This window comes from Nitratireductor sp. L15S-10 (genome assembly GCF_045011005.1).
In the GTDB taxonomy this organism is placed as follows: Bacteria; Pseudomonadota; Alphaproteobacteria; order Rhizobiales; family Rhizobiaceae; genus Nitratireductor.
In genome coordinates this window covers 175,467-197,972 of the sequence record NZ_CP120674.1, presented here as the reverse complement: position 1 = coordinate 197,972, position 22,506 = coordinate 175,467, and the positions used below count along the sequence as shown (strand labels likewise).

Genomic DNA, 22,506 nt, shown 5'->3' with positions numbered 1-22,506 from the left:
TCAGCCACCCTCGCCCTGCTGGGCCTCAATCCCCGCCGAACGCGGGCTGAGACTGGCGAAAAGCGCCTGTATCGAAGGCCGGAACATGTGCTCCAGCGCGCCGGCGAACAGGATGACGAGGCCCTGAATGATGACGATCATGTCGCGCGAGATGTTGGGCATCTCGAAGGCGAGCTCCGCCCCGCCCTGATAGAGCATGCCGAACAGGATGGCCGCCGGCACGATGCCTGCCGGATGCGAGCGCCCCATCAGCGCCACGGCGATGCCCACAAAACCCGCGCCGGTGACGAAATCGATCTGCAAACGGTTCTGGTCGCCCATCACCGGGTTGAGCGCCATCATGCCGGCAAGCGCGCCGGAGATGAGCATGGTGATGATGATGATCTTCGTTTCGCTGACGCCGGCATAGCGCGCCGCCTTGGGGCTGAAACCGCGCATGCGGATCTCATAGCCGAGCCGCGTGCGCCAGATCAGAACCCAGACGAGAAACGCCGCCAGAAGCGCCAGCAGAAAGGAGAGGTTGAATGGGGCGGAGCGGATGGAAAAGCCCATTGCCTCCAGCACCCAGTTGAGCTTGGGCAATTGCCCGCCTTCGAGGAAATTGCGGGTCTGCGGGGCCTGCGCGCCGGCGGGTTTGAGCACATTCACCAGCAGATAGACCATCAGGCTTGCGGCAATGAAATTGAACATGATCGTCGTGATGACGATATGCGAGCCGCGCTTTGCCTGGAAATAGGCCGGGATGAAGGCCCACGCCGCACCGAACAGCGCAGCACCCACAATGGCCAGCGGAAACACCAGCCACCAGGGCAGAATGCTGTCGAAGGCGAGGCAGACCACCGCCACGCCCAGCCCGCCCACATAGGCCTGCCCCTCGCCGCCAATGTTGAACAGGCTGCAATGGAAGGCGACGGCCACGGCAAGCCCGGTGAAGATGAAGCTTGTCGCGTAATAGAGCGTATAGGCGATGTTCTGCCCGCGGCCGAGCGCCCCTTCCACCAGAATGGCGGCGGCGCGGAAGGGGTTTTCTCCGACAAGCATCACCACCAGCCCGGCCACCAGAAAGGCGACGGCGAGATTGATGAGCGGGATCAGCCCGTAATCGGCCCAAGCGGGCAGTTTCGCATAAGGCGCACTCATTCCGCCGCCTCCTTTTCCTCGACGCCGGCCATGAGCAGGCCAAGCTCGCCTTCGCTGGCTTCGGGCCCGCGCTCGCCCACCACGCGGCCGGCGAACATGACCAGGATGCGGTCGGAGAGCGAGCGGATTTCATCGAGCTCGACCGAGACCAGAAGCACCGCCTTGCCCTGATCGCGCATGTCGATCAGCCGTTTGTGGATGAACTCGATGGCGCCCACATCAACGCCGCGCGTCGGCTGGCCGACGATCAGCACCTTGGGGTCCTGCTCCATCTCGCGCGCCAGCACGATCTTCTGCTGATTGCCGCCGGAAAAGTTCGCCGTCTTCAGCCGGCAGTCGGGCGGGCGGATGTCGTATTTCTCGATCTTCTCGCGCGCATCGGCGCGGATCGCCTCGATGTTGAGGAAGGGGCCGTTCAGATATTTCGCCTGCCGATGATAGCCGAGCATGGCGTTCTCGTTTTCCTCAAAGGGCAGAACGAGACCCACATGATGCCGGTCTTCGGGCACATGGGCCATGCCGCGCGCGCGCAGGTCTGCGGGGTCTGCAGCGCCCGTCAGGTCCACCGGCTCGCCACCCAGCGTCACCGTGCCGGAAACGGCCCTGCGCACGCCGGTGATGGCATCGAGAAGCTGCGACTGGCCATTGCCCGCCACGCCGGCAATGCCGACGATCTCGCCCGCGCGCACATCGAGCGATACATTGTCGACCATGGTGACGCCGCGCGAATCCTTCACGGTCAGATTGCGCACCGAAAGCAGCACCTCGCCGGGCTTCGCCTCGCCCTTCTCCACCTGAAGCAGCACGCGCCGGCCGACCATGAGTTCGGCCAGCTCTTCCACGCTGGTCTCGGCGGTCCTGCGGGTTGCCACCATCGTGCCCTGCCGCATGACCGAGACATTGTCGGTGATCGCCATGATCTCGCGCAGCTTGTGGGTGATGAGGATGATGGTTTTTCCCTCTTCCTTGAGCTGTTCGAGAATGCGGAACAAATGGTCCGCCTCTGCCGGCGTCAGAACGCCGGTCGGCTCGTCGAGGATGAGGATGTCGGCGCCGCGATAGAGCGCCTTGAGGATTTCCACCCGCTGCTGCAGGCCCACCGGCAGATCCTCGATGATGGCGTCGGGGTCCACCTCCAGCCCATAGTCGCGCTCCAGCCGCTCCAGCTCCGAACGCGCCCTGGCGATGGAGGTGTTGAGCAGCGCTTCGCCTTCCGCTCCCAGGATCACGTTTTCCAGCACGGAGAAATTCTGCACCAGCATGAAGTGCTGATGCACCATGCCGATGCCTAACGCGATGGCGTCGCTCGGCGTGTTGATCGCGGCCTTCTTGCCGCTCACGTCGATCCGCCCGCGATCGGCCTGGTAAAAGCCGTAGAGGATCGACATCAGGGTCGATTTTCCGGCCCCGTTTTCGCCGATAACGCCGTGGATTGTCCCGGCCTCGATTTTCAGATCGATGTTGCGGTTTGCATGAACCGCGCCAAAGCTCTTGCTGATGCCCTTGAGCTCGATTGCCGTTTCAGCCATCGGCGGCCCGCTTCCCCGTTTTTATCGTTTGGTCAAATTCCTATCACGCGGGCCCGCCGCCTGCCAACCGGTGCGGGAAGACAAGGCGCAAGGCAGTCCGGGCGAAAGGCACCTCAGGCACTCTCGACAAATCAGGCCTTGCTTGTCAATTTCCGCAGGCGAGAATGCACCGAAACCGCAGAAAGAAGCGCGCCATGAGCGAAGACCGCATCACGAAGCTGGAAATCCTGGCCGCCGAGCAGGAAAAGACCATCGAAGAGCTTTCCGCCGAGCTGACGCGCCAGTGGCGCGAGACGGAAGCGCTGAAGAAGAAGCTCGAACGGCTCTCGGAGCGCTTCATGGAGCTGGAGGAGCAGACGGCGGGCGATGTGCCCGTGACGAAGCCGCCGCATTGGTGAGAGGGCCGGGGATAAAGGTGCGTCGCGGGCCACCGTGCCCGCTTTCGAGCTCATAGCGCCCGATTTCGCAGGATGCACGAATGTCAGATTTCATTGGTGCGGCCCGCGATTTCCAGAGGATCACCCGAAATTTTGTCGCCGCCCTGATTCAGACTCCTTGACCGGAGGCAAGCGTATCCAAGCCGCCGTTTTGCCGCATCTAAGTCCCTCGGACAGCTCCGGTTTCAGCAAGCCAGGTTTGTGTCGCTTCGTTGACGCCCGGGACAGGTTCGGCGGTTGCTGACTGTCTCAGTTCCGCAAGGCTGGTTTCCGCAAGGACCCGCCGCCACTCCGCTTCAGCCTTGCGCATCACCCTCGCGATGTTGCAGGGCGCACGATAGTGCCTCGAAGCCGCAGCACAGGGGCCTTTCTGGCGAATTTCGGTACACCGGAAGAGAACCTGATGGTCCTCCAAGGCCATGACGATCTGAAGAAGTGAAACATCTTCGGCTGGCTTTCCCATAGCCAGCCCACCTGACCGCCCCTCGGTCGACTGCACGATCCCTGCCGCGACGAGTTTCTGCATAGCCTTCGAAAAATAGCTTGGTTTGATCCCGTGATATTCCGCCAAAGCGCGCGCCGGAATGCGCGCGCCATCGGGCAACATCGCCAATGCAAGACAAGCGTGAAGTCCCCACTCGACAGTTTCCGACAGCTGCATTACAAACTCCGATAGTAAGTATCCTAGTTTAACATCTGCGCGATGAAAGGAAAGCGTAATGTCTGATTTGCAAGAGGAAGAAGGCTTCTGTGTTGTCGGCGTGTCGGAGGTGGTCCGAAATGATGATCCGGCAGGGATTGGTGCTCTTTGGGAGGCTTTCCATTCGGACGATGTTCGCACGAAGGTCGGCGCTGAAGCGTCCAAAGAAGTCTACTGCGTTTATCACGACTACGAAGGTGGCTTTATGGACCCGTACCGCATGACAATCGGCTATCGTGCGCCGTCAGCAAACGTGCCCGAAGGCCTTCATCGCGCTGAAGTTCCCAAGCAGTCCGTGCTTGTTTACGATGTAAAAGGTCCGCAGCCGCAATCCTTGATCACTCAGTGGCAAAACATATGGAATGGCGCTCTCAACCGATCATATCTCGCAGACTACGATGTATATGATGCCGACGACCCCGAAGCCGTCAAAGTAAGAGTTGGTGTCCGTTCATGATAAGGTTAACGGAGGAAGCAGCCATTCGCGCAGCCGCAACGAAAGCGCACTTTGTCCGCATAGCTGTCGGATAACTGTTACCATGCGTTCGGTCGATTTTTTGCCGCGAACCAGACATGCCGTCTGGTCAGGAAAGCGACAGCTTCCAGAATTTTTAAGACCACGTCCGACTACGTGACCAAGGCCAAGTAAATCTCTCCCCCATCATCAAAAAACCCCACCGGATCGCTCCGGCGGGGTTTTTCATTTTCGTTCAATAAAGCCCAGAGGCTTATTCGTCGTCGCCGCCCTTGTTCTTCAGGGCTGCGCCGAGGATGTCGCCGAGGGAGGCGCCGGAGTCGGTGGAACCGAACTGTGCGACAGCTTCCTTCTCTTCCGCGATCTCCAGAGCCTTGATCGAGACGCTGATGCGGCGGGTCTTCTTGTCGAAGACGGTGACGCGGGCGTCCACCTTCTGGCCGACGGAGAAGCGCTCGGGGCGCTGCTCGGCACGGTCACGCGACAGGTCGGAGCGCTTGATGAAGCTTTCGACATCGTGATCGACCAGGCGAACCTCAAGGCCACCGTCCTTCACGTCGGTCACTTCACAGGTCACCACGGCACCCTTGCGCAGCTCGCCGGAAGCAGCCGCTTCACCGATCGCGTCATGGCCAAGCTGCTTGATGCCGAGCGAGATGCGCTCTTTCTCAACGTCCACGTCGAGAACCTGCGCCTTCACCATGTCGCCACGGTTGTATTCCTCGATCACCTGCTCGCCCGGACGGTTCCAGTCGAGATCGGAGAGGTGAACCATGCCGTCCACATCGCCATCGAGACCGATGAACAGGCCGAACTCGGTCTTGTTCTTGACCTCGCCCTCGACAACGGAGCCGACGGTGTGATTGCGGGCAAATGCCTCCCACGGGTTCTCGAGCGTCTGCTTGAGGCCGAGCGAGATGCGGCGCTTGACCGGATCCACTTCCAGCACCACCACTTCGACTTCCTGCGTGGTGGAGAGGATCTTGCCCGGATGAACGTTCTTCTTCGTCCAGGACATTTCCGAAACGTGGATCAGGCCTTCGATGCCCGGCTCCAGCTCCACGAATGCACCGTAGTCGGTGATGTTGGTGACGCGACCCAGAACCTTCTTGCCAAGCGGGTACTTGCCGCCGATGCCGTCCCAAGGATCGGCCTCGAGCTGCTTCATGCCCAGCGAGATGCGGTGGGTTTCCTGGTTGATGCGGATGATCTGCACCTTGACCGTCTGACCGATGTTGAGGATCTCGGTCGGATGGTTGACACGGCGCCATGCCATGTCGGTCACGTGCAGCAGGCCGTCGATGCCGCCCAGGTCCACGAACGCACCGTAATCGGTGATGTTCTTGACCACGCCTTCGACCACCTGACCCTCTTCGAGGTTCTGGACGATCTCGGAGCGCTGCTCGGCGCGGCTCTCTTCGAGAACCGTGCGGCGGGACACGACGATGTTGCCGCGGCGCTTGTCCATCTTGAGGATTTCAAAGGGCTGCGGGGTGTGCATGAGCGGGGTGACGTCACGGATCGGACGAATGTCGACCTGCGAACGCGGCAGGAAGGCCACGGCGCCGTCCAGATCGACGGTGAAGCCGCCCTTGACCTGGTTGAAGATGAAGCCCTCGACGCGCTCGCCGGCGTTGAACTTTGCTTCCAGCTTGACCCAGCTTTCCTCGCGGCGTGCCTTCTCGCGGCTCAGCATGGCTTCGCCAAGCGCGTTTTCGATGCGCTCGACATAGACTTCGACTTCGTCGCCGACCTTGAGATCGGTTTCCTTGCCCTTCGCGCCGAATTCCTTGAGCGGCACGCGGCCCTCGACCTTCAGGCCGACATCGACGATCGCCATGTCTTTCTCGATGGCGGTGACGATGCCCTTTACGACGGAGCCTTCTGCGGCGTCGCGTTCGGTGAAGGATTCTGCGAGAAGGCTCGCGAAATCATCGCGAGACGGATTGAGTTCTGACATTGATGCTCCTGAAAAGCCCCTGTCTTTCAAGCGGGGCCAAGCGCCGGTGGTTCGTGTTGCGTTTGTCCGTTCATGCATCCGAGCGGATCGCTCTCAAGGCCGCGTGAAGCGGCAGATCCGGCGCAAAGAATGCGTGGCAGACGGTTCTTTCAGTTCTGACTTTCAGTCTTCGCTCCGGGCTGCCAGTCTGGCATCCACCAGTTTGCAGGCCGCCTGGAACGCCGTCTCTATATCCATTTCGCTCGTATCGAGCAAGTGCGCATCGTCCGCCGGCCTTAACGGACTGTCTTTTCGGCCCATGTCGCGGGCGTCGCGCCGCTCGATATCGGCGAGGATTTGCACATAGTCGGCGCTGCCGCCACCGTCCATGATTTCGCGCCAGCGGCGCGTGGCGCGCACCTCGGCGCTCGCGATCACATAAAGCTTCACATCGGCGTTGGGGCACACCACCGTGCCGATGTCGCGGCCGTCCAGCACCGCGCCGGGCGGGGCGCTCGCAAAGGCGCGCTGCTTGTCGACGAGCGCGCTGCGCACCGATGGCATCACTGCCACTTTCGAGGCAGCTTCGCCGATGCCGTGTTCGGAAAGCACGGCCCGGTCGAGTGAGCCGAGATCGAGCGCGCGGGCGGCCTTTTCGGCAATCGCCTCGTCGTCGAGCGGCTCGCCGGCCTCCATCAGCGCGCGAGCGACACCGCGATAGGTGAGGCCGGTGTCGAGATGGCGCAGGCCGTAATGCTCGGCCAGCCGGCGCGCGAGCGTGCCCTTTCCGGAGGCGGCGGGCCCGTCGATGGCAATCGTGAGTCTGTCGCTCATGCCGTCAGACCGACCGTGTGATGCCGCCATCGATGCGGATGTTCTGGCCGGTGATGTAGCCGGATTTCTCGTCGGCAAGGAAGGCGATGAGCTCGGCAACTTCGTCCACCGTGCCATAGCGGCCCATGGGAATGCGCGCGCGGCGGTCTTCCTTTTCCGGCAGGGAATCGATGAAGCCCGGCAGCACATTGTTCATGCGCAGGCCCTCGGCTGCGTATTTGTCGCAGAAAAGCTTGGTGAAGGCGGCGAGCCCGGCGCGGAACACGCCGGATGTCGGAAAGGCCGCTTCCGGCTCGAAGGTGGCATAGGTGGAGATGTTGACGATCGCGCCCGATTTCTGCGTCTGCATGATTGGCGTGACAAGCCGCGTCGCGCGCACAACATTGAGCAGGTAGACCTCCATGCCCTGGTGCCAGTCCGCGTCGGACATGTCGAGCACATCGCCCTTCGGCCCGTGGCCGGCGCCATTCACCAGCGCGTCGATGCGACCGAACCGCTCCATCGTTGCGTCGGTGAAGCGCTTGAGATCGTCCGGGGAGAGGTTTGAGCCGGTGAAACCCAGCCCACCGAGTTCTCTCCCGAGCGTTTCGCCCTTTCCGGACGATGACATGACTGCGACCTCGAAGCCGTTTTCTGACAGTTTGCGGACTGCCGCGGCACCCATGCCGCTGCCGCCGCCAATGATCATGGCTACCTTTAGTCCGGTCATTTGCTCTCTCCCATTCCGATCCGGGTATCAGTCCAGCATTGCGCCGAGCCGCGTCATGAGCGCGGTGAAATCGGGAAAGCTGGTGGCGATCATCGTCTGGTCGTCAATGGTCACTGGCTTTTCGGTCGCAAGGCCCATGACGAGGAAGCTCATGGCGATGCGGTGGTCGAGATGGGTTTTGACCGTGCCGCCGCCAAGCCCCTTGCCGCCGGGGCGGCCCGTGACCCTGAGCGAGACCTCGCCTTCCTCGCAGTCGACTCCATTGGCCTTGAGCCCTTCGGCCACGGCGGAAAGCCGGTCGGATTCCTTCACACGCAGCTCTTCCAGCCCCTGCATCAGCGTGTCGCCCTCGGCAAAGGAGGCCGCCACGGCAAGCACGGGATATTCGTCGATCATGGAGGGCGCGCGGTCTTCCGGCACGTTCACGCCCTTGAGCTCGGAGCCGCGCACGCGCAGATCCGCCACATCCTCCCCGCCTTCGTTGCGGCGCTCGAGAATCTCGATGTTCGCGCCCATCTCCATGAGCGTGGTGACGAGCCCGGTGCGGGTGGGGTTCATGAGCATGCTCTCGATCACCACGTCCGAGCCCGGCACGATAAGCGCGGCCACCAGCGGAAACGCGGCCGAAGACGGGTCGGCGGGAACGGCGATGGTCTGGCCGATGAGTTTCGGCTGACCCTCGATGCGGATGTGGCGCGCACCTTCGGCATCTGTCTCCACCTCAAGTGCAGCACCGAAGCCGGCCAGCATCTTCTCGGTGTGGTCGCGGGTGGCAACGGGTTCGATCACCGTTGTCACGCCCGGCGTGTTGAGCGCCGCAAGCAGCACTGCCGACTTCACCTGGGCGGACGGCATCGGCACGCGGTAGGAGATGGGGGCAGCATGTTTCGGCCCGCGCAGCGTGATCGGCAGACGGTCGCCCGGCTCGGCGGAGAGAACCTGAAGCCCCATCTCCTTCAGCGGATCGAGCACGCGACCCATGGGGCGCCTGGAAAGAGAGGCGTCACCGATGAAGCGCGTCGTCATGTCATAGGAGCCGACAAGCCCCATCGTCAGGCGCACGCCTGTGCCGGCGTTTCCGAAATCGAGCGGTGCTTCGGGCTCCAGCAGGGCGCCATTTCCGGTGCCGGTGGCGATCCATTCATCGCCGCGCTTTTCGATAGTGGCGCCCATGGCCTTCATGGCCTCGCCGGTGCGCAGAACGTCTTCGCCCTCCAGAAGCCCGGTAATACGTGTTTCGCCGGTGGCCAGCCCGCCAAACATCAGCGCCCGGTGCGAAATCGACTTGTCGCCGGGCACCCGGGCCCGGCCCGAAAGGGCGTCTGATCTTCTGGCGCTCATGGGGCGCGGCTCGGTGGTATGCATCGTCTGGTCCCTGATGGTATGCGTTCTGCCGGGCGGCAGACTATTCGAAGATTTTATGCGTTCGCTCTAGCATGATGAGGATAGTCGGTCATCCCCCGGTTGACGGATGGCCCCCGACGGGGTTGTAAAGAGAGTGAGCCTTGGGAGGAGAGCCCTTTCCGGGGTGCGTATTAGGCTTTGACAGGTGCGCGACTTGCCGTTATGGGGACCAAAATTTTCAGTAAGGCAGGAAGCGCTTCCGGTGCCGGCCGCGATGGAGCCGTCGCAGGCTGGGCCGACCGCAAGACGATGAGGCAGCAAGGTGGCTAAACCGGAACTCGGAACAAAACGCGTCTGCCCGGAAACGGGCCGCAAATTCTATGACCTGAACAAGGACCCGATCGTTTCGCCCTACACGGGTCAGACCTATCCGCGCAGCTTCTTCGAGGCTGGCGGCGACACCTCCATGGATGAAGAAGAGGAAGTGGAGGAAAAGGAGCTGGATGGCGAGGAGGATGCACCGGAGGTGGTTTCTCTCGAGGATGCTGACGATGAGACATCTTCCAGCGACAAGACGGAAATCCCCGATCTCGACGATGAAGACGATGATGTCGACCTCGGCGACGAAGACGATGACACGTTCCTCGATGATGACGAAGACGACGATGATGATGACGTGAAGGACTTCATCGGCGTCGGCGACGAGGACGAAGAAAGCTGATTTTTCAGCACGTGCGGGAAGAATGGCTTCGGCCCCGTGTCAAAAGTGACGCGGGGGTGCAAATCGGGGCTTGATCTTCCCGCCGGGCGGGTTTAGAAGCCGCCCACACGGTTGGCCCGGCGGGCCTTCCGGACCTCTTCGCCGGAGACGGCGACCGGCCAGATTGCCGGAGTGTGGGGCCATAGCTCAGTTGGGAGAGCGCTTGAATGGCATTCAAGAGGTCAGGGGTTCGACTCCCCTTGGCTCCACCATTTTTCATCTGAAATCCCGACAGATCAATCCCTCCTTTGCGGCACGTTTCCCCGAACCTTGATCCGCAGGGAAAATCAGGCAATCGTGCCGGCGGCATCACGCCGCTTGGGGAGCGCCGGTTGAGCTGGATTGGATGTCATGAGTGATCTGATTGTCTGGACGTATGACCAGGTTCCTGAAGGCCCCCGCGGTTTTGTGCGTGACATAAGGCTGAGATGGGCGTGCGAGGAAGCCGGATTGGCCTACACTGTTCGCACGGTTCCGTTCGACGGCCGCCGGCCCGAGCACTTTGCGCGTCAGCCCTTCGGTCAGATCCCGTTTCTGACGGATGGTGAGGTCGAACTGTTTGAAAGTGGTGCCTGCCTGCTCCATCTGGCCCGGAAAAGCGAAAAGCTGATGCCGCGTGATTCAGTCGGCGAAGCCCAGACTCATCAATGGTTGATCGCCGCGCTCAATTCGATCGAGATGGTTTCTGTGCCCTGGTGGTACCTGGAAGTGACTGGCGCAGAGCAGAATCACCTGACCGGCTGGCTGGAAAGCCGTCTTCAGCATGTGGAAAACGTGCTCGGCGAAAGGGAATGGCTGGCAGCTGACCGCTTTACCGTCGCAGATATGCTTATGGCTGATGCACTGCGGGTGCCAAGGGTCCGGTCATTTGGCGAGCGTCCGGCGACAGAAGCCTATCTGAAGCGAATCTTGGACCGCCCGGCGTTTAAGAAGGCTCATGCAGATCAGATGGCGCATTTCGCAAAGGCTGTCTGAGCACTTCGGTTTTGGGGCAGTGGAGGACAGTACGGGATTCCCCTCCGCCCTTGACGATCGCACCCTTTCATTCCTAACAGTATTTTTCTTGTACACATGAGGTCAACCATGCCCGAAACCGCCACGCGCAAACCCGCCGAACGCAAGCGCGGTTCCGGCGTTCAGTTCGTCTACAACGTGCTGCGTGACGAAATCCTCGACCTTGCATTGGCACCAGGAACACCGATCGACGAGATTCAACTGGCGCAGCGTCTTTCCATGTCGCGCACCCCCATCCGCGAAGCGCTTGTTCGGCTCGCTGGCGAGGGGCTGGTCACGACGCTGCCCAACCGCTCCACCGTGGTTGCAAATATCGACTTCCTGAACCTCCACACGTTCTTTGACGCGCTGACGTTGATGTATCGCGTAACCACACGGCTGGCCGCGCTCAATCATCAGGCCGACGATCTGGTCACGATTCGTGCGCGGCAGGCAGAGTTCGCCAAGGCGGTCGAGGAACAGGATGCGCTGGCCATGATCGCCACCAACCGGGAATTCCACGCCGCCATCGCTGCTGCGGCTCGCAACCCCTATTATGAAAGTCTCTTCCTGCGCCTGCTGGACGAGGGACGGCGCCTCCTGCGGCTTTACTATTCCTCATTCAACGATCAGCTGCCGAAGCGTTATGTGGTGGAGCACGAGGATATGATCGCTGCGATTGAGGCGCGCGATGTGGAAAAGGCCGATGCACTGGCCAATGAACATGCAGATCAGATCGTCGAGCAGATCCGCAACATGATCGCGCGGGACCATCGCCAGAAGATCGCACTTTAGAAAAGCGCATCATTGGCTCCGACCAGTCGTGGAGTGGCAACATCATCAAGTGAAAATTTGTGTCGACAAAAAAAATACAACTGTTATTTTGCTCTCGACCCAAACCGGGAAGCGACGGCCTGTAGAAGCCGCGCGGTGCACAAGATCGGGCATTTGAAGGAGATCGGCATGACCAATCATATTTTTTCGGGATGCATTCCCGCTCTGATGACCCCCTGCAAGGCTGATCGCAGCCCGGATTTCGACGCGCTGGTGCGTAAAGGCAAGGAGCTCATCGAAACCGGAATGAGGGCGGTGGTCTATTGTGGATCCATGGGCGACTGGCCGCTTCTGACCGACGCGCAGCGCATGGAAGGCGTCGCCCGGCTGGTTGAAGCCGGCGTGCCGGTCATCGTTGGCACTGGTGCGGTCAACACGGCAAGCGCCGTGGCACATGCCGCCCACGCGGCCGAAGTCGGTGCCGAGGGTCTCATGGTTATTCCGCGCGTCCTGTCCCGCGGCAGCTCGCCGGCCGCGCAGCGGAACCACTTCAAGGCGATTCTTTCGGCTGCACCCGATCTGCCGGCGGTGATTTATAATAGCCCGTATTACGGGTTTGCCACCCGCGCGGACCTGTTCTTCGCTCTGCGCGCCGAGCATCCCAACCTGATCGGCTTCAAGGAATTCGGCGGTGCCGCAGATCTGCGCTATGCGGCGGAGAACATCACCAGCGGCGACCCTGACATCAAGCTCATGATCGGCGTCGACACCACGGTCTATCACGGGTTCGTGAACTGCGGCGCCGACGGAGCCATCACCGGCATAGGCAATGTGCTTCCCCGCGAAGTTCTGCATCTCGTCGCGCTCAGTCAGGCTGCTGCGGCAGGCGATGCGGATGCGCGTCAGCGTGCCGCCGAACTCGATGCAGCGCTCGCTGTTCTGTCCTCCTTCGATGAAGGGGCGGATCTCGTTCTTTACTACAAATACCTGATGGTGCTGAACGGCGACGAGGAATATCGCCTGCATTTCAACGAGACGGATGCGTTGTCGGAGAGCCAGCGTGGCTATGCGGAAGCCCAGTACAAATTGTTCCGCGACTGGTACGCGAACTGGAGCAAGCTGCCTGGCGCGGTGGCAAAATACGCAGCCTGATTTTATCGAAGAGCCCTCCCGGATCGGGAGGGCTCCTGCGTTTAAACGGCGTCGAGCCCTTTCTCGCGCAGACGCTCGAGCAACGTCATCTCCCCGGCTGTGAGGTGGATGCCTTCGGCAAGCGCCTTCTTCCGGGCCGCAAACCGGCGCTGGGAGGGGAGCCGCGCGCCCTGGCCCACCATGGCTTCAAACAGGGTCTCGGCGCGCGCCATCGGGTCGCCCGCCCGTCCCTGTGCGAAGCGGGCCGGGTCGAAGGCGAGGATCAATTCGCCATGGGCTGGTGCCAGAGCGGTGGTGCCAAGGGCCTCCAGAGCCTCCGGGCTGGTCAGGTCGCCGATCATCACGCCGGCAAGCAGCTCAATCATCGTGGAGATGGCAGAGCCCTTGTGCCCGCCAAAGGGGAGCATTGCACCATCGAGAGCGGCTTCAGGGTCCGTCGTGGGCTTCCCTTCCCTGTCGATCGCCCAGCCTTCTGGTAGGGGTTTACCGGCGCGGCGATAGAGCTCGATCTCTCCACGCGCCGCCACGCTGGTTGCGAAATCGAACACGTAAGGGGTTTTGTCCCGCCGTGGCCACCCAAAGGCAAAGGGGTTGGTACCCAGAAGGGGCGCGCTGCCGCCGGATGGGGAGACGCTGGCATAGCTCGGGCACATGGCCATTGCGGCGAGGCCGTGTGCGGTAAGCGCTTCAATCTCGGGCCAGAGCGCGGAGAAATGGGTGCAGTCGTTGATGACAAGGGCTGCAAGCCCGAACTGCCGGGCTTTTTCGGCCAACACAGGTGCACCGAGTTCAAAACCGGCATTGGCGAATCCGCCCTTTGCCGCAACGCGCACGATGGCACTTTCATCGCTGGTCAATTCTGGCTCTGCATCCGGCACGACCTTTCCTGCCTTGATGGTGCGAAGGCAGCCTTCAACTCGATAGACGCCGTGAGATTTGCAGGCATCGCGCTCTCCGGCCACGATCACGCGCGTCAGCGCGTTGGCGTGGAGTGGGGAAAGGCCCCCCTTGAGCAGGATGGTCTCGACAAGCTGTGTCAGCTCATCGATGGCCAGCGTGGTTTCGGTCATAAAGTTTCCTTTCCTCCAGTCTCCGGGTTGAAATTTTGCATACATTTTGTATGCATGAAGAAATGGTTGCAAGCGCTGCGCAGCTTATTGCCTGCGGCCCTTGTCCGCACCTGAATTGTCCGCACCTGAATTGTCCGAAACGCAAAGCATAGGAGGGAGCGCATGCCCGTCGCGCCTCATGGAAAACATCTGATTGCCAGTGAATGGCTATCAGGCAGCAAGACTTTCGAAACATCACCCGCGCATGGCCCCGCACATCGCTTCGCCATGGGGACGGTAGAGCTCGTTGATGTTGCGGTAAAGGCGGCGGAGGCGGCGTTTGAGAAATATGCAGGCTCATCCCGCGAGGAGCGTGCGCGGTTTCTCGACACCATCGCCGATGAGATCGAAGCCCGTGCTGCCGACATTACCGAGATCGGCACACAGGAGACCGGTCTCCCCGCCGCGCGTCTCGAAGGAGAGCGTGGCCGCACGTCTGGCCAGCTTCGCCTCTTCGCTGCCCACATTCGCAAGGGGGATTATCTCGACCGTCGCCATGATGTGGCCCTGCCGGATCGCCAGCCCGCACCGCGGCCCGAACTGGTGATGGTGCAGCGTCCCATCGGCCCGGTTGCCGTTTTCGGCGCCTCCAATTTTCCGCTCGCGTTTTCAACCGCCGGCGGTGACACTGCCGCTGCGCTGGCTGCCGGTTGTCCGGTCGTGGTGAAAGGACATGAGGCGCATCCGGGAACCGGCGAGATTGTCGCGGAGGCGATCAGGGTAGCCATTGAGAAATGCGGCATGCCGGCTGGCGTGTTCTCGCTCATCCAGGGCGGCGACCGCAGCGTCGGCCAGGCGCTGGTGCAGCACCCGCTGATCAAGGCCGTGGGTTTCACGGGCAGCCTGGCCGGCGGACGCGCGCTGTTCGACCTGTGTGCGGCACGCCCAGAGCCCATTCCCTTTTTCGGTGAGCTGGGATCGGTCAATCCGATGTTTGTTCTTCCGCGCGCTCTTGAAGCCCGGGGCGAGGAGATCGGCCGCGGCTGGGCTGCATCATTGACGATGGGGGCGGGTCAGTTCTGCACCAATCCCGGTATCGCGATTGTGGTTGACGGCAACGCTGCCGACCGCTTCGTGGACGCTGCGGCGGACGGGCTGAAGCAGGTGGAGGCGCAGATTATGCTGACCGACGGGATCGCGAAGGCTTTCAATGCGGGGCGCGATCAGGTTGCGCAAAGCGGTGCGGCGCGCCCGGTGATGGTGGCCAAAGCGGAGGGGCGCAGTGCTTCTCCGGCGCTCTTCGAAACCACGGCGACGGAATTCCTTGCAAACCCGCAGCTTCATCACGAGGTCTTTGGCCCGCTCGGACTGGTGGTGCGCGCCAGCTCTGATGAGGAGATGGAGGCCATCGCCCGCGCTCTGGAAGGGCAGCTGACGGTAACGCTGCACCTCGACGAAAACGACGTTGCTGCGGCCAAGGCGCTTCGCCCCGTTCTTGAGCGCAAGGCGGGACGGCTGCTCGTCAACGGGTTCCCGACCGGCGTAGAGGTGGTCGATTCCATGGTTCATGGCGGTCCCTATCCGGCCAGCACCAATTTCGGCGCAACCAGTGTTGGCACGCTGTCGATCAGACGTTTCCTGCGTCCGGTCTGTTACCAGAACATGCCGGCAGCGCTGCTGCCTGAGGACGCGAGGGGCTGACCCCGAGAGACCGCAATTGCGACAGTGGCGAGGCGCGGCGCACGACAATGTGCCGCGCCTCTCCAGTTTCTGGCAGGTCGATTCAACGGCGCGAAGAGCGCAGGCTTGCTTAAAAAATTTAATTATTTTTTTTGTCGACATGGAGAATTGGAGATGTATAAATTTTGAGTGCATCCCGGACGGGTTCACCGGGTTTAAAAAATAACAATGGAGGAGTTGAGATGTTTCTCAGCCTTAAGCGATTGGCCCTTGCAGGGGCCGTGGCGTTTGCGACGTTTGGCGCGCAGGCGCAGGAAGTGACCTGGCGCGTTCCGACGTCTGTGCCAGAGGGGTCGCCTTTCTACGTGAATTTTCTCGAGCGTTTTGCCGACAATGTGGGTCTCCTGACCGATGGCGCTGTCGAAATCCAGCCCTTTGGTGCAGGCATTCTGGTGCCGGCGCTGCAGGTCTATGACGGCGTCAAAGACGGCATTGTCGAGGCAGGTCACTCGACACCGAGCTATCTGGTCAATCAGGATCCGGTGAACGCGATCTTCGCAGGGTTCCCCGGCGGCATGGGCCCCGAAGCCTATTCCACCTGGATCTTTGAAGAAGGCGGCAGGGAAAAGCTCGCCGAGATCCGTGCTGAAGAGGGGCTGAAGTCGCTCGTCGTTGGCATAGGCTCTTCAGAAATCATGGCGCACGCCAACAAGCCGATCAAAAGCGCGGCCGATCTCAAGGGCCTGAAATACCGCACGTCCGGCCCCTGGGCCGAGGTGATGCGCGATTATTTCGACGCGGTGCCGACCGTTGTGCCCCCGGGCGAAATTTACACGCTTCTCGAGCGCAAGGGCGTGGACGCTATCGAATGGGGGCCGCCATCGGGCAATCTGCCGGAGGGTTTCCACGAAGCTGCCCCCTATATCGTCGTGCCGGGCGTTCATCAGCCCACCTTCCTCTGGGAAGTCGTGGTCAAGCTGGAAACCTGGGATGCGCTGGACGAGGCGCTCAGGGCGAAGATCGAAGCGGCAGCCGAGCTGACCACGCTTCAGTCTCTGATCCACTTCTACGATCAGGACATGAAGGCGATGGAGACGCTGCGTGCCAGCAAGGCCGAGGTGATCGAGCTTGATGCGGCGTTCCAGAAAGAGCTGTCCGACGCTGGCCGCGACTGGATCAGGAAAACTGCTGAAGCCCAGAAGGCGGAGGGCAAGCCCCGCATGGCCGAAATCCTCGAAGGTTACTTTGCTTACGAGGATCGCTGGGCCGAACAGAGCGGCTATCTGATCCGCAACGAAAAGTAAGCCGGCGGGAGGCGATCTTGAAACATGCTGTCCTCGCGGTCGCGGATCGAATTTCGGCAAGTCTGAACATCGTCGCGCAGGCGATGGTGCTGATCCTGATCGCCTCCATGCTCTATGAAGTGGTGGCGCGCTATGTCTTCGGCGCGCCAACGCTCTGGGCCTTCGACATCGCTTACATGAGCACCGGTGTGCTCTTCGTTCTGGGTGCGGCTCAGGCCCTGCGCGAAGATGCGCATGTGCGGATCGACTTCCTGTCGTCGCGGATGCCCAAACGGGTGCGCGGCGCGATCGATGGTCTGGCCTTTCTTGTCGTCCTCTTTCCGGTCTTTGTGTGGCTTGCATCCATTGCGGGCCAGCGCGCCTGGCGCGCCTGGATGACCGGCGAAGTGGAGCATGTCAGCCCGTGGGCGCCCTTGATGTGGCCCTTCTACAGCGCGCTGGCGATCGGGCTTTCCGCGCTGGCACTCCAGCTCTTCGCCGAAGGGCTGCGCGCGCTGTTCGACCCGCGCGACGACGACAGCTTCAAGATCGAGACCTGACATGCTTATCGCAGGATTGATGTTTCCGGCGCTGTTCGCGCTGATCCTTCTGGGATTGCCGATCGCGTTTTCGCTCACCATCGTCGCGGTTGGCGCGGGGCTGGCGGCCTTTGGTTCCGTCGCGTTCAACCAGCTCTATGGCTCGTTCTATTCGGCCTCGACGAATTTCATTCTCTCGGCGATCCCGATGTTCATCCTGATGGGTGCGCTGCTCGAACGTTCCGGCATTGCCGAGCGTCTGTTCCGGGTGATGAATCTCTGGCTCTCGCGCCTGCCCGGCGGTCTTGCGCTGGCGACCATCGCCATGGGCGCGATCTTCGCCGCCGCCGCCGGTGTGGTCGGCGCCGTCGAGGTGATGATCGGCATGATGGCCATTCCCGCGATGCAGAAGGCGCGCTATGGCAACACGCTGATTGCCGGCACGATCTGCGCCGGCGGATCGCTGGGCACGATGATCCCGCCCTCCGTCATTGCCGTCATGTATGCCTCGCTTGCGCAGATGTCGGTGGGCAAGCTGCTCGCCGGCATGATGCTGCCCGGCCTGCTCATGGTTGTGCTGTTTCTGGCTTATATTTTCATCCATGGCCTTCTCTATCCGGCCAAACCGGCTGATGACGATCCGGTCGACGAGCCTGTGGAGCTTGCCGAGAAACTGCGGCTGACGGCCACGGTGCTGCTGCCGGTCGTGCTCCTGATCGTCGCTGTCCTCGGTTCGATCCTGGCGGGCATCGCCTCGCCAACGGAGGCAGCCGCGGTGGGTGCCGCCGGCGCGCTTGTGCTCTGCATCGTCAACCAGCGCTTTTCGATCGCAATGCTGCGGGAATCGCTGTCGATCACCGTGCGGATTTCAGCGATGATCCTCTTGATCGTTGCCGCCGGCACCATGTTCATGGGGGCATTCGCCGCCAATGGTGGGGCGCGGCTGATCCGCGAGGTGATCGACGGTGCCGGGCTCGGCCCCACGGGCATGATCGTGTTCTTCCTGGCGGTGGTCTTCATCCTCGGCTTCGTGCTCGACTGGACGGCCAATGTGCTGATCTGCGTGCCGCTATTCACGCCGTTCATCCGTGCCGCGGGCATTGATCCGGTGTGGTTTGCAACACTGGTGCTCATTGTCATTCAGACGGGCTATCTGACACCGCCAATGGCGTCTTCGATCTTCTATCTGAAATCGATCGCCCCACCGAACATGACCTATGGCCAGATGTGCCGCGGCGTTTTGCCCTTCATCCTGCTGCAGGTCCTCACACTCCTGCTGGTCGTGGCGTTTCCGGCGCTGGCAACCTGGCTGCCTGACAGGATCGTTGGTTTTTGAGGGCGGCGGCCGGTGTTCGGCCATCCTCTCAGTGGATTTTATCAGCACTTGCAGGTATGACCGGAGCAATGCGTATGGTTCTGACCCTGTTGCTACTGGTTGTCATTGGCCTCGCGGGATCCATCCCCGGGGTCAAGGCGGTCGCGTCCGATAATGTGTCCATGGCAATGGCGCAGGCGGAAGGCGCGGGGTTCATGCAATGTTGTGCTCAGTCGGATGAAAGCAACGCCGACACACTCTCGAACTGTGTCACCGATTGCCATTATCTCACATCGGATCAGCCCCTGCTTCTTCGTTCGTCTGTGCCGCCGTTTGCACAGCCTTCAGCCTGTTCCCCTCATCAACCCGTGATCGCGGGATTCTTTCGACCTCCCATCGTTTCCTGACCGATACTTCGATCCATTCCGAACGACGCAGGCTCACGCGGTTTGCTGTTCTCAGGACACTGAGCCGTGGGACGAACAATCGAAAGTGAAAGACGATGAACAAACGCACACGCACTTTGGCTGCCGGCGCTACCCTGGCGATTTTGATCGCAACGGGTGTTGCCAACGCCACTCCCGTCAGCAATGGCAAAACGATCGCGGTTTTCAAGACGCCCTGGTGTGGCTGTTGCGAAGTCTGGGTTGAGGCTTTGCAGAAGGCTGGTTTCGAAATGAAGACGACTGACCTGGAAGACCTTGCCGGTGTCAAGAAGCAGGCCGGTGTGCCAGCTGATCTCGAAGCCTGTCATACGGCGGTTATAGAGGGGGAGCGCAAATACGTTCTGGAAGGGCACGTACCTATTGAAGCCGTGGAAAAGCTCCTGTCGGAGAGGCCGGACGTCAAGGGGATCGCTGTTCCGGGCATGCCGTCGGGTTCACTCGGCATGGGGTACGATCCGGACGCGCGTTATACGGTCTATTCCTTCGATGGGAGTCCGGACCGAACGCCTGGCGTGTTTCTTGAAACCGGCATCAAATAGCGGGCCCTGCGCCCTTGTTGCAGATGGGCGGCTTTACGGCCGCCCATCCTTTGGCAGCGGCTGGGCAGGGATCTCAGCGTTGCAGTAGATCGCCGCCATTGCTCGTGAACAGATTGGATACCTTGTAGGCGGCTTCGGTCCGATTGGTCGCCTTCAGTTTCTGCATGATGTTTCGAATGTGAACCTTCACGGTGCTCTCGCACATGTTGAGCTCGTAGGCGATGATCTTGTTGGGTTTGCCCTGCCAGATCGCTTCTGCCACCTGGATCTGGCGCGGCGTAAACATCTCTGTCAGGCGCTGGTCATGCGTGGCGTCGCCATTGATAACCTCACGCATCGCGAAGACCGTGCTTGCGGGAACGAATACCCCGCCGGCAAGCGCGAGGTTTATGGCTTCGACACAAACCTCGACACTTACCGACGAAGGTATATAGCCCCGCACGCCATAATCGAGAGCATTGACGATCTGCACCACATCATCTCGATCGGCGAGGATGATCAGCGGAGCCGGTCCGGACAGTTTGATGGTTTGTCTGATGAGCTCCTCCATGTGGGATTCCACGATGTTCGCGGATCCCACATGGAGGAGCACAGCGGCCAGTGGAGGATGCCGGTCCGCTTCAGTCTGCCATTCTTCCATCGTGCTGCAGGCGACCACATCCCAGGGAGCCGGATGGGCTGCCAGGCTGCTGCGCAGGCACTCACGTGCCAGAATGCGCTCGTCTATGAGGACGACCGACCCCTTTTGCGCGAGCACGCGGCTGGAAGTTGTCCTGACCGGGTCGCGGAGAGCTCGTTCTGCCGGCCTACCCGGGCCGTGGGAGGATGCGGTACAAACTGATAAGGCCGTCATGTCGAAAACCCGCCGTTTCTCGTCAAGATTGCTCTGCTAACGGACGGCAGATTAAGCATGTCAGCATGTGACTTCTGTGAAATTGGCTACACTTGCTAATAGAGAGTCTCCTCAGCCGCGTAACAACCCAACTGTGCCGGCAAACAGACCGATGCTCTTCATGGTTGCCCGAACCTTTGTGCGGGGCTACGCTGCGGTTTCTTGAGGGGCACCAACAGAAAAGCAATGTCCGAGGGGCAATACACCCGACAGGTCACGACGATCGCATCGATTGATGCGGTCGGATTCTCGCGCCTGATGGGGATCGATGACGAATTCGCGGTGGCCGCATTCGAGGAGCGGCGGTCGATCATCGCCGACAGCTGCGATGCTGCTGGTGGACGAACGTTTGGCGCCGCCGGCGACAGCATCATGGCGGAGTTCGGAACGCCGATTGATGCGTTGCGCGCAGCCTTCGATTTTCAGCAACGGATCATCCAGCTCAATGACCGTGTTCCCGGGGATCGTCGCATGCCGTTCCGGGTCGGTATCAACACGGGCAACGTGATTGTTCGTGGTCCGAGCCTTTATGGCGATGACGTGAACATAGCTGCTCGTATCCAGGAACTGGCGCCGACAGACGGGCTTGCGATCTCCGAAACCACCTGGAACCATGTGCGGGACAAAGTTGCCGCCACCTTCACCGATCTCGGGGAACAACGATTGAAGAACATCGCCCTTCCGGTGCGGATCTTCGTTGCGAGCCGGCGGGAAGGGGAACAGACAGAAATCGCGTCGGGCGGTTCGGTCGATCCGGCCGCTCCGCCCGCGGTCGCCGTTCTGCCGTTTCACAACGAAGCCGGAGCGCGGGAATTCGACTACGTCGCCGACGGTGTTGCAGAAGACATCATTCAGGGCCTTTGCAGCACGCGCTGGTTGCCGGTAATCGCGCGGGAATCGAGCTTTCAGTTTCGCGACAAGGCTCTGGGTGCTCGCATGACGGGCAGCGCCCTTGGGGCGCGCTACCTTGTCGATGGCAGGCTCGCACGCACGAGCGGTCATTTCGACCTCGTCATAACATTGACCGATGCTGCCAACGAACGGCTGGTCTGGTCGCGCGGCTTCCGCCGACCGCTCGATGAGGTTTCGCTGGTGAACGACGAGATCGGCGGCCAGATCGTCTCCATGCTGGAAAAGGAGGTGGAGAGGGTCGAGCAGGCGCGCACCTTTCAGGTGCCCTGGGAAAGCCTGGAGACATGGCAGCTCGTACGGCGTGCGCGCTGGCACATGCAGCGTCGCACGCGCGAGGACACGACGCTGGCACTGGACTGTCTGGACGAAGCGCGTCGGAAGGCTCCCAATTCCAGCGCCGTGCTCAACGAACTCGCTTGGTGGTATTTCTGGCGTGGATGGCTGCGCGCCGGAGCGGGTGACGATCTCGACAAGGTAACGGATTTCTCGCGCAGATCGCTTCTGATGGACAGTCAGGATGCCCGGCCTCACGCGCATCTCGGCGCTGTCGCGATCATGCGTGGACAGCCGAAGGCAGCAATCGAGCATCTGCATGAAGCACTTCAGATCAATCCCAGCTTCGCCTTTGCGCATTCGGTGATGGGAAGCGCGTATCTGCTGCTGGGTGAGGCTGGCACGGCCATTCCCCTGTTCAAGACGGCACGGCAGCTCAGTCCGTTCGACATTTACGGATTTCATAATCTCGGAGAACTCGCCGCCGCCTGCTGTTTTGAGGGGCGGTGGGATGAGGCCATTGCGGCGGCAGAGGCGTCACTTGATCTTTCGCCGCGCTATTTTTACGCACGGTTTCTTAAGATAGGGGCGCTGGTGCGCAGTAATCGGTTGGAAGAGGCACGACGCGAGAAAGCGCTCTTCCACGCCTATCATCCCGATTTCTCGCTTGATCGAGTCGCATGGATCCCGTTCACGCAGAAGTCCGCGACCGCATTTCTCATCAGCAATTTCAACCTGGCCGACCAGACCGGAGGTGCGATCGAAGCTGGCCGTGCGTGAAGTGCTTCACAC

The 22,506-nt window shown here is 61.2% G+C and carries 21 protein-coding genes and 1 tRNA gene; 13 read left to right on the top strand and 9 right to left on the bottom strand.

The window, feature by feature from the left end; all coding sequences use genetic code 11:
• Positions 1 to 1,140 carry an ABC transporter permease gene (locus tag P2W41_RS00890; RefSeq protein WP_065816641.1) on the bottom strand — a complete coding sequence of 380 codons (1,140 nt, stop codon included), beginning with the start codon at positions 1,138 to 1,140 and terminating at the stop codon, positions 1 to 3.
• Positions 1,137 to 2,669: an ABC transporter ATP-binding protein gene (locus P2W41_RS00885; RefSeq protein WP_404934040.1), complete on the bottom strand. Its 1,533-nt coding sequence runs from the start codon at positions 2,667 to 2,669 to the stop codon at positions 1,137 to 1,139. Before P2W41_RS00885 ends, P2W41_RS00890 begins: the two co-directional genes overlap by 4 nt.
• Before the next feature lie 194 nt (positions 2,670 to 2,863).
• Here P2W41_RS00885 and P2W41_RS00880 point away from each other — a divergent pair, with 194 nt between their 5' ends.
• On the top strand, positions 2,864 to 3,067 hold the full coding sequence (locus P2W41_RS00880) for a SlyX family protein (protein WP_025031126.1): 204 nt from the start codon (positions 2,864 to 2,866) through the stop codon (positions 3,065 to 3,067).
• Between the two features lie 199 nt (positions 3,068 to 3,266).
• Here P2W41_RS00880 and P2W41_RS00875 read toward each other — a convergent pair whose 3' ends face one another.
• The gene (locus P2W41_RS00875) at positions 3,267 to 3,767 is read right to left on the bottom strand and encodes an Rrf2 family transcriptional regulator (RefSeq protein WP_292898379.1); all 501 of its coding nucleotides are present in this window, start codon (positions 3,765 to 3,767) and stop codon (positions 3,267 to 3,269) included.
• A gap of 58 nt (positions 3,768 to 3,825) precedes the next feature.
• Between P2W41_RS00875 and P2W41_RS00870 the strand changes: the two genes are divergently transcribed.
• Positions 3,826 to 4,263 carry a GyrI-like domain-containing protein gene (locus P2W41_RS00870; protein WP_404934039.1) on the top strand — a complete coding sequence of 146 codons (438 nt, stop codon included), beginning with the start codon at positions 3,826 to 3,828 and terminating at the stop codon, positions 4,261 to 4,263.
• Positions 4,264 to 4,534: 271 nt separating this feature from the next.
• Here P2W41_RS00870 and rpsA read toward each other — a convergent pair whose 3' ends face one another.
• From rpsA to aroA, 4 genes are all read right to left on the bottom strand, one after another.
• Positions 4,535 to 6,241, bottom strand: a complete 1,707-nt coding sequence (rpsA, locus tag P2W41_RS00865) for a 30S ribosomal protein S1 (RefSeq protein ID WP_292898381.1) — start codon at positions 6,239 to 6,241, stop codon at positions 4,535 to 4,537.
• Between the two features lie 162 nt (positions 6,242 to 6,403).
• Positions 6,404 to 7,054, bottom strand: a complete 651-nt coding sequence (cmk, locus tag P2W41_RS00860) for a (d)CMP kinase (RefSeq protein ID WP_404934038.1) — start codon at positions 7,052 to 7,054, stop codon at positions 6,404 to 6,406.
• Positions 7,055 to 7,058: 4 nt separating this feature from the next.
• Complete coding sequence (locus P2W41_RS00855; protein WP_404934037.1) at positions 7,059 to 7,763, bottom strand: SDR family oxidoreductase; 705 nt, start codon at positions 7,761 to 7,763, stop codon at positions 7,059 to 7,061.
• Between the two features lie 27 nt (positions 7,764 to 7,790).
• The gene (aroA, locus tag P2W41_RS00850; protein WP_404934036.1) at positions 7,791 to 9,128 is read right to left on the bottom strand and encodes a 3-phosphoshikimate 1-carboxyvinyltransferase; all 1,338 of its coding nucleotides are present in this window, start codon (positions 9,126 to 9,128) and stop codon (positions 7,791 to 7,793) included.
• A gap of 301 nt (positions 9,129 to 9,429) precedes the next feature.
• On the opposite strand from aroA, the gene P2W41_RS00845 reads away from it, so the two are divergent.
• The 5 genes from P2W41_RS00845 to P2W41_RS00825 all read left to right on the top strand — a co-directional run bounded on the left by P2W41_RS00845 (position 9,430) and on the right by P2W41_RS00825 (position 12,786).
• On the top strand, positions 9,430 to 9,828 hold the full coding sequence (locus P2W41_RS00845) for a TIGR02300 family protein (RefSeq protein ID WP_292898385.1): 399 nt from the start codon (positions 9,430 to 9,432) through the stop codon (positions 9,826 to 9,828).
• A gap of 175 nt (positions 9,829 to 10,003) precedes the next feature.
• A tRNA-Ala gene (locus P2W41_RS00840) sits at positions 10,004 to 10,079 on the top strand.
• Positions 10,080 to 10,218: 139 nt separating this feature from the next.
• Positions 10,219 to 10,842 (top strand): glutathione S-transferase family protein, encoded by a 624-nt coding sequence (locus P2W41_RS00835; protein ID WP_292898386.1) that lies wholly within the window; start codon positions 10,219 to 10,221, stop codon positions 10,840 to 10,842.
• A gap of 108 nt (positions 10,843 to 10,950) precedes the next feature.
• Positions 10,951 to 11,655, top strand: coding sequence for a GntR family transcriptional regulator (locus P2W41_RS00830; RefSeq protein ID WP_292898387.1), 705 nt, complete (start codon positions 10,951 to 10,953; stop codon positions 11,653 to 11,655).
• A 168-nt stretch (positions 11,656 to 11,823) separates the two neighbouring features.
• The gene (locus P2W41_RS00825) at positions 11,824 to 12,786 is read left to right on the top strand and encodes a dihydrodipicolinate synthase family protein (protein ID WP_292898388.1); all 963 of its coding nucleotides are present in this window, start codon (positions 11,824 to 11,826) and stop codon (positions 12,784 to 12,786) included.
• Positions 12,787 to 12,827: 41 nt separating this feature from the next.
• Here the strand turns inward: P2W41_RS00825 and P2W41_RS00820 are convergent, their stop codons facing one another.
• Positions 12,828 to 13,856 carry an Ldh family oxidoreductase gene (locus P2W41_RS00820; RefSeq protein WP_404934035.1) on the bottom strand — a complete coding sequence of 343 codons (1,029 nt, stop codon included), beginning with the start codon at positions 13,854 to 13,856 and terminating at the stop codon, positions 12,828 to 12,830.
• A 162-nt stretch (positions 13,857 to 14,018) separates the two neighbouring features.
• Between P2W41_RS00820 and P2W41_RS00815 the strand changes: the two genes are divergently transcribed.
• The 5 genes from P2W41_RS00815 to P2W41_RS00795 all read left to right on the top strand — a co-directional run bounded on the left by P2W41_RS00815 (position 14,019) and on the right by P2W41_RS00795 (position 19,637).
• The gene (locus P2W41_RS00815; protein WP_404934034.1) at positions 14,019 to 15,536 is read left to right on the top strand and encodes an aldehyde dehydrogenase (NADP(+)); all 1,518 of its coding nucleotides are present in this window, start codon (positions 14,019 to 14,021) and stop codon (positions 15,534 to 15,536) included.
• Positions 15,537 to 15,757: 221 nt separating this feature from the next.
• Positions 15,758 to 16,819 carry a TRAP transporter substrate-binding protein DctP gene (gene dctP / locus P2W41_RS00810; protein ID WP_404934033.1) on the top strand — a complete coding sequence of 354 codons (1,062 nt, stop codon included), beginning with the start codon at positions 15,758 to 15,760 and terminating at the stop codon, positions 16,817 to 16,819.
• Positions 16,820 to 16,836: 17 nt separating this feature from the next.
• Positions 16,837 to 17,358, top strand: coding sequence for a TRAP transporter small permease subunit (locus P2W41_RS00805; RefSeq protein WP_404934032.1), 522 nt, complete (start codon positions 16,837 to 16,839; stop codon positions 17,356 to 17,358).
• Between the two features lies 1 nt (position 17,359).
• Positions 17,360 to 18,673, top strand: coding sequence for a TRAP transporter large permease subunit (locus P2W41_RS00800; RefSeq protein ID WP_404934031.1), 1,314 nt, complete (start codon positions 17,360 to 17,362; stop codon positions 18,671 to 18,673).
• Between the two features lie 481 nt (positions 18,674 to 19,154).
• Positions 19,155 to 19,637: a DUF411 domain-containing protein gene (locus P2W41_RS00795; protein ID WP_404934030.1), complete on the top strand. Its 483-nt coding sequence runs from the start codon at positions 19,155 to 19,157 to the stop codon at positions 19,635 to 19,637.
• Between the two features lie 73 nt (positions 19,638 to 19,710).
• Here P2W41_RS00795 and P2W41_RS00790 read toward each other — a convergent pair whose 3' ends face one another.
• Positions 19,711 to 20,394: a response regulator transcription factor gene (locus P2W41_RS00790; protein WP_292898394.1), complete on the bottom strand. Its 684-nt coding sequence runs from the start codon at positions 20,392 to 20,394 to the stop codon at positions 19,711 to 19,713.
• A gap of 321 nt (positions 20,395 to 20,715) precedes the next feature.
• Here P2W41_RS00790 and P2W41_RS00785 point away from each other — a divergent pair, with 321 nt between their 5' ends.
• A complete protein-coding gene (locus P2W41_RS00785; RefSeq protein WP_404934029.1) occupies positions 20,716 to 22,494 on the top strand; it encodes an adenylate/guanylate cyclase domain-containing protein in 1,779 nt (592 codons plus the stop codon).
• The last annotated feature ends 12 nt before the right edge of the window (positions 22,495 to 22,506 follow it).

What these genes read in the sequence shown, in the direction of transcription:
- cmk (WP_404934038.1), bottom strand. Translation starts at nt 7,054, where the DNA reads ATGAGCGACAGACTCACGATTGCCATCGACGGGCCCGCCGCCTCCGGA.
- P2W41_RS00825 (WP_292898388.1), top strand. Translation starts at nt 11,824, where the DNA reads ATGACCAATCATATTTTTTCGGGATGCATTCCCGCTCTGATGACCCCC.
- P2W41_RS00855 (WP_404934037.1), bottom strand. Translation starts at nt 7,763, where the DNA reads ATGACCGGACTAAAGGTAGCCATGATCATTGGCGGCGGCAGCGGCATG.
- rpsA (WP_292898381.1), bottom strand. Translation starts at nt 6,241, where the DNA reads ATGTCAGAACTCAATCCGTCTCGCGATGATTTCGCGAGCCTTCTCGCA.
- aroA (WP_404934036.1), bottom strand. Translation starts at nt 9,128, where the DNA reads ATGCATACCACCGAGCCGCGCCCCATGAGCGCCAGAAGATCAGACGCC.
- P2W41_RS00815 (WP_404934034.1), top strand. Translation starts at nt 14,019, where the DNA reads ATGCCCGTCGCGCCTCATGGAAAACATCTGATTGCCAGTGAATGGCTA.
- P2W41_RS00785 (WP_404934029.1), top strand. Translation starts at nt 20,716, where the DNA reads ATGTCCGAGGGGCAATACACCCGACAGGTCACGACGATCGCATCGATT.
- P2W41_RS00835 (WP_292898386.1), top strand. Translation starts at nt 10,219, where the DNA reads ATGAGTGATCTGATTGTCTGGACGTATGACCAGGTTCCTGAAGGCCCC.
- P2W41_RS00870 (WP_404934039.1), top strand. Translation starts at nt 3,826, where the DNA reads ATGTCTGATTTGCAAGAGGAAGAAGGCTTCTGTGTTGTCGGCGTGTCG.
- P2W41_RS00885 (WP_404934040.1), bottom strand. Translation starts at nt 2,669, where the DNA reads ATGGCTGAAACGGCAATCGAGCTCAAGGGCATCAGCAAGAGCTTTGGC.
- P2W41_RS00800 (WP_404934031.1), top strand. Translation starts at nt 17,360, where the DNA reads ATGCTTATCGCAGGATTGATGTTTCCGGCGCTGTTCGCGCTGATCCTT.
- P2W41_RS00875 (WP_292898379.1), bottom strand. Translation starts at nt 3,767, where the DNA reads ATGCAGCTGTCGGAAACTGTCGAGTGGGGACTTCACGCTTGTCTTGCA.
- P2W41_RS00820 (WP_404934035.1), bottom strand. Translation starts at nt 13,856, where the DNA reads ATGACCGAAACCACGCTGGCCATCGATGAGCTGACACAGCTTGTCGAG.
- dctP (WP_404934033.1), top strand. Translation starts at nt 15,758, where the DNA reads ATGTTTCTCAGCCTTAAGCGATTGGCCCTTGCAGGGGCCGTGGCGTTT.
- P2W41_RS00890 (WP_065816641.1), bottom strand. Translation starts at nt 1,140, where the DNA reads ATGAGTGCGCCTTATGCGAAACTGCCCGCTTGGGCCGATTACGGGCTG.
- P2W41_RS00830 (WP_292898387.1), top strand. Translation starts at nt 10,951, where the DNA reads ATGCCCGAAACCGCCACGCGCAAACCCGCCGAACGCAAGCGCGGTTCC.
- P2W41_RS00795 (WP_404934030.1), top strand. Translation starts at nt 19,155, where the DNA reads ATGAACAAACGCACACGCACTTTGGCTGCCGGCGCTACCCTGGCGATT.
- P2W41_RS00880 (WP_025031126.1), top strand. Translation starts at nt 2,864, where the DNA reads ATGAGCGAAGACCGCATCACGAAGCTGGAAATCCTGGCCGCCGAGCAG.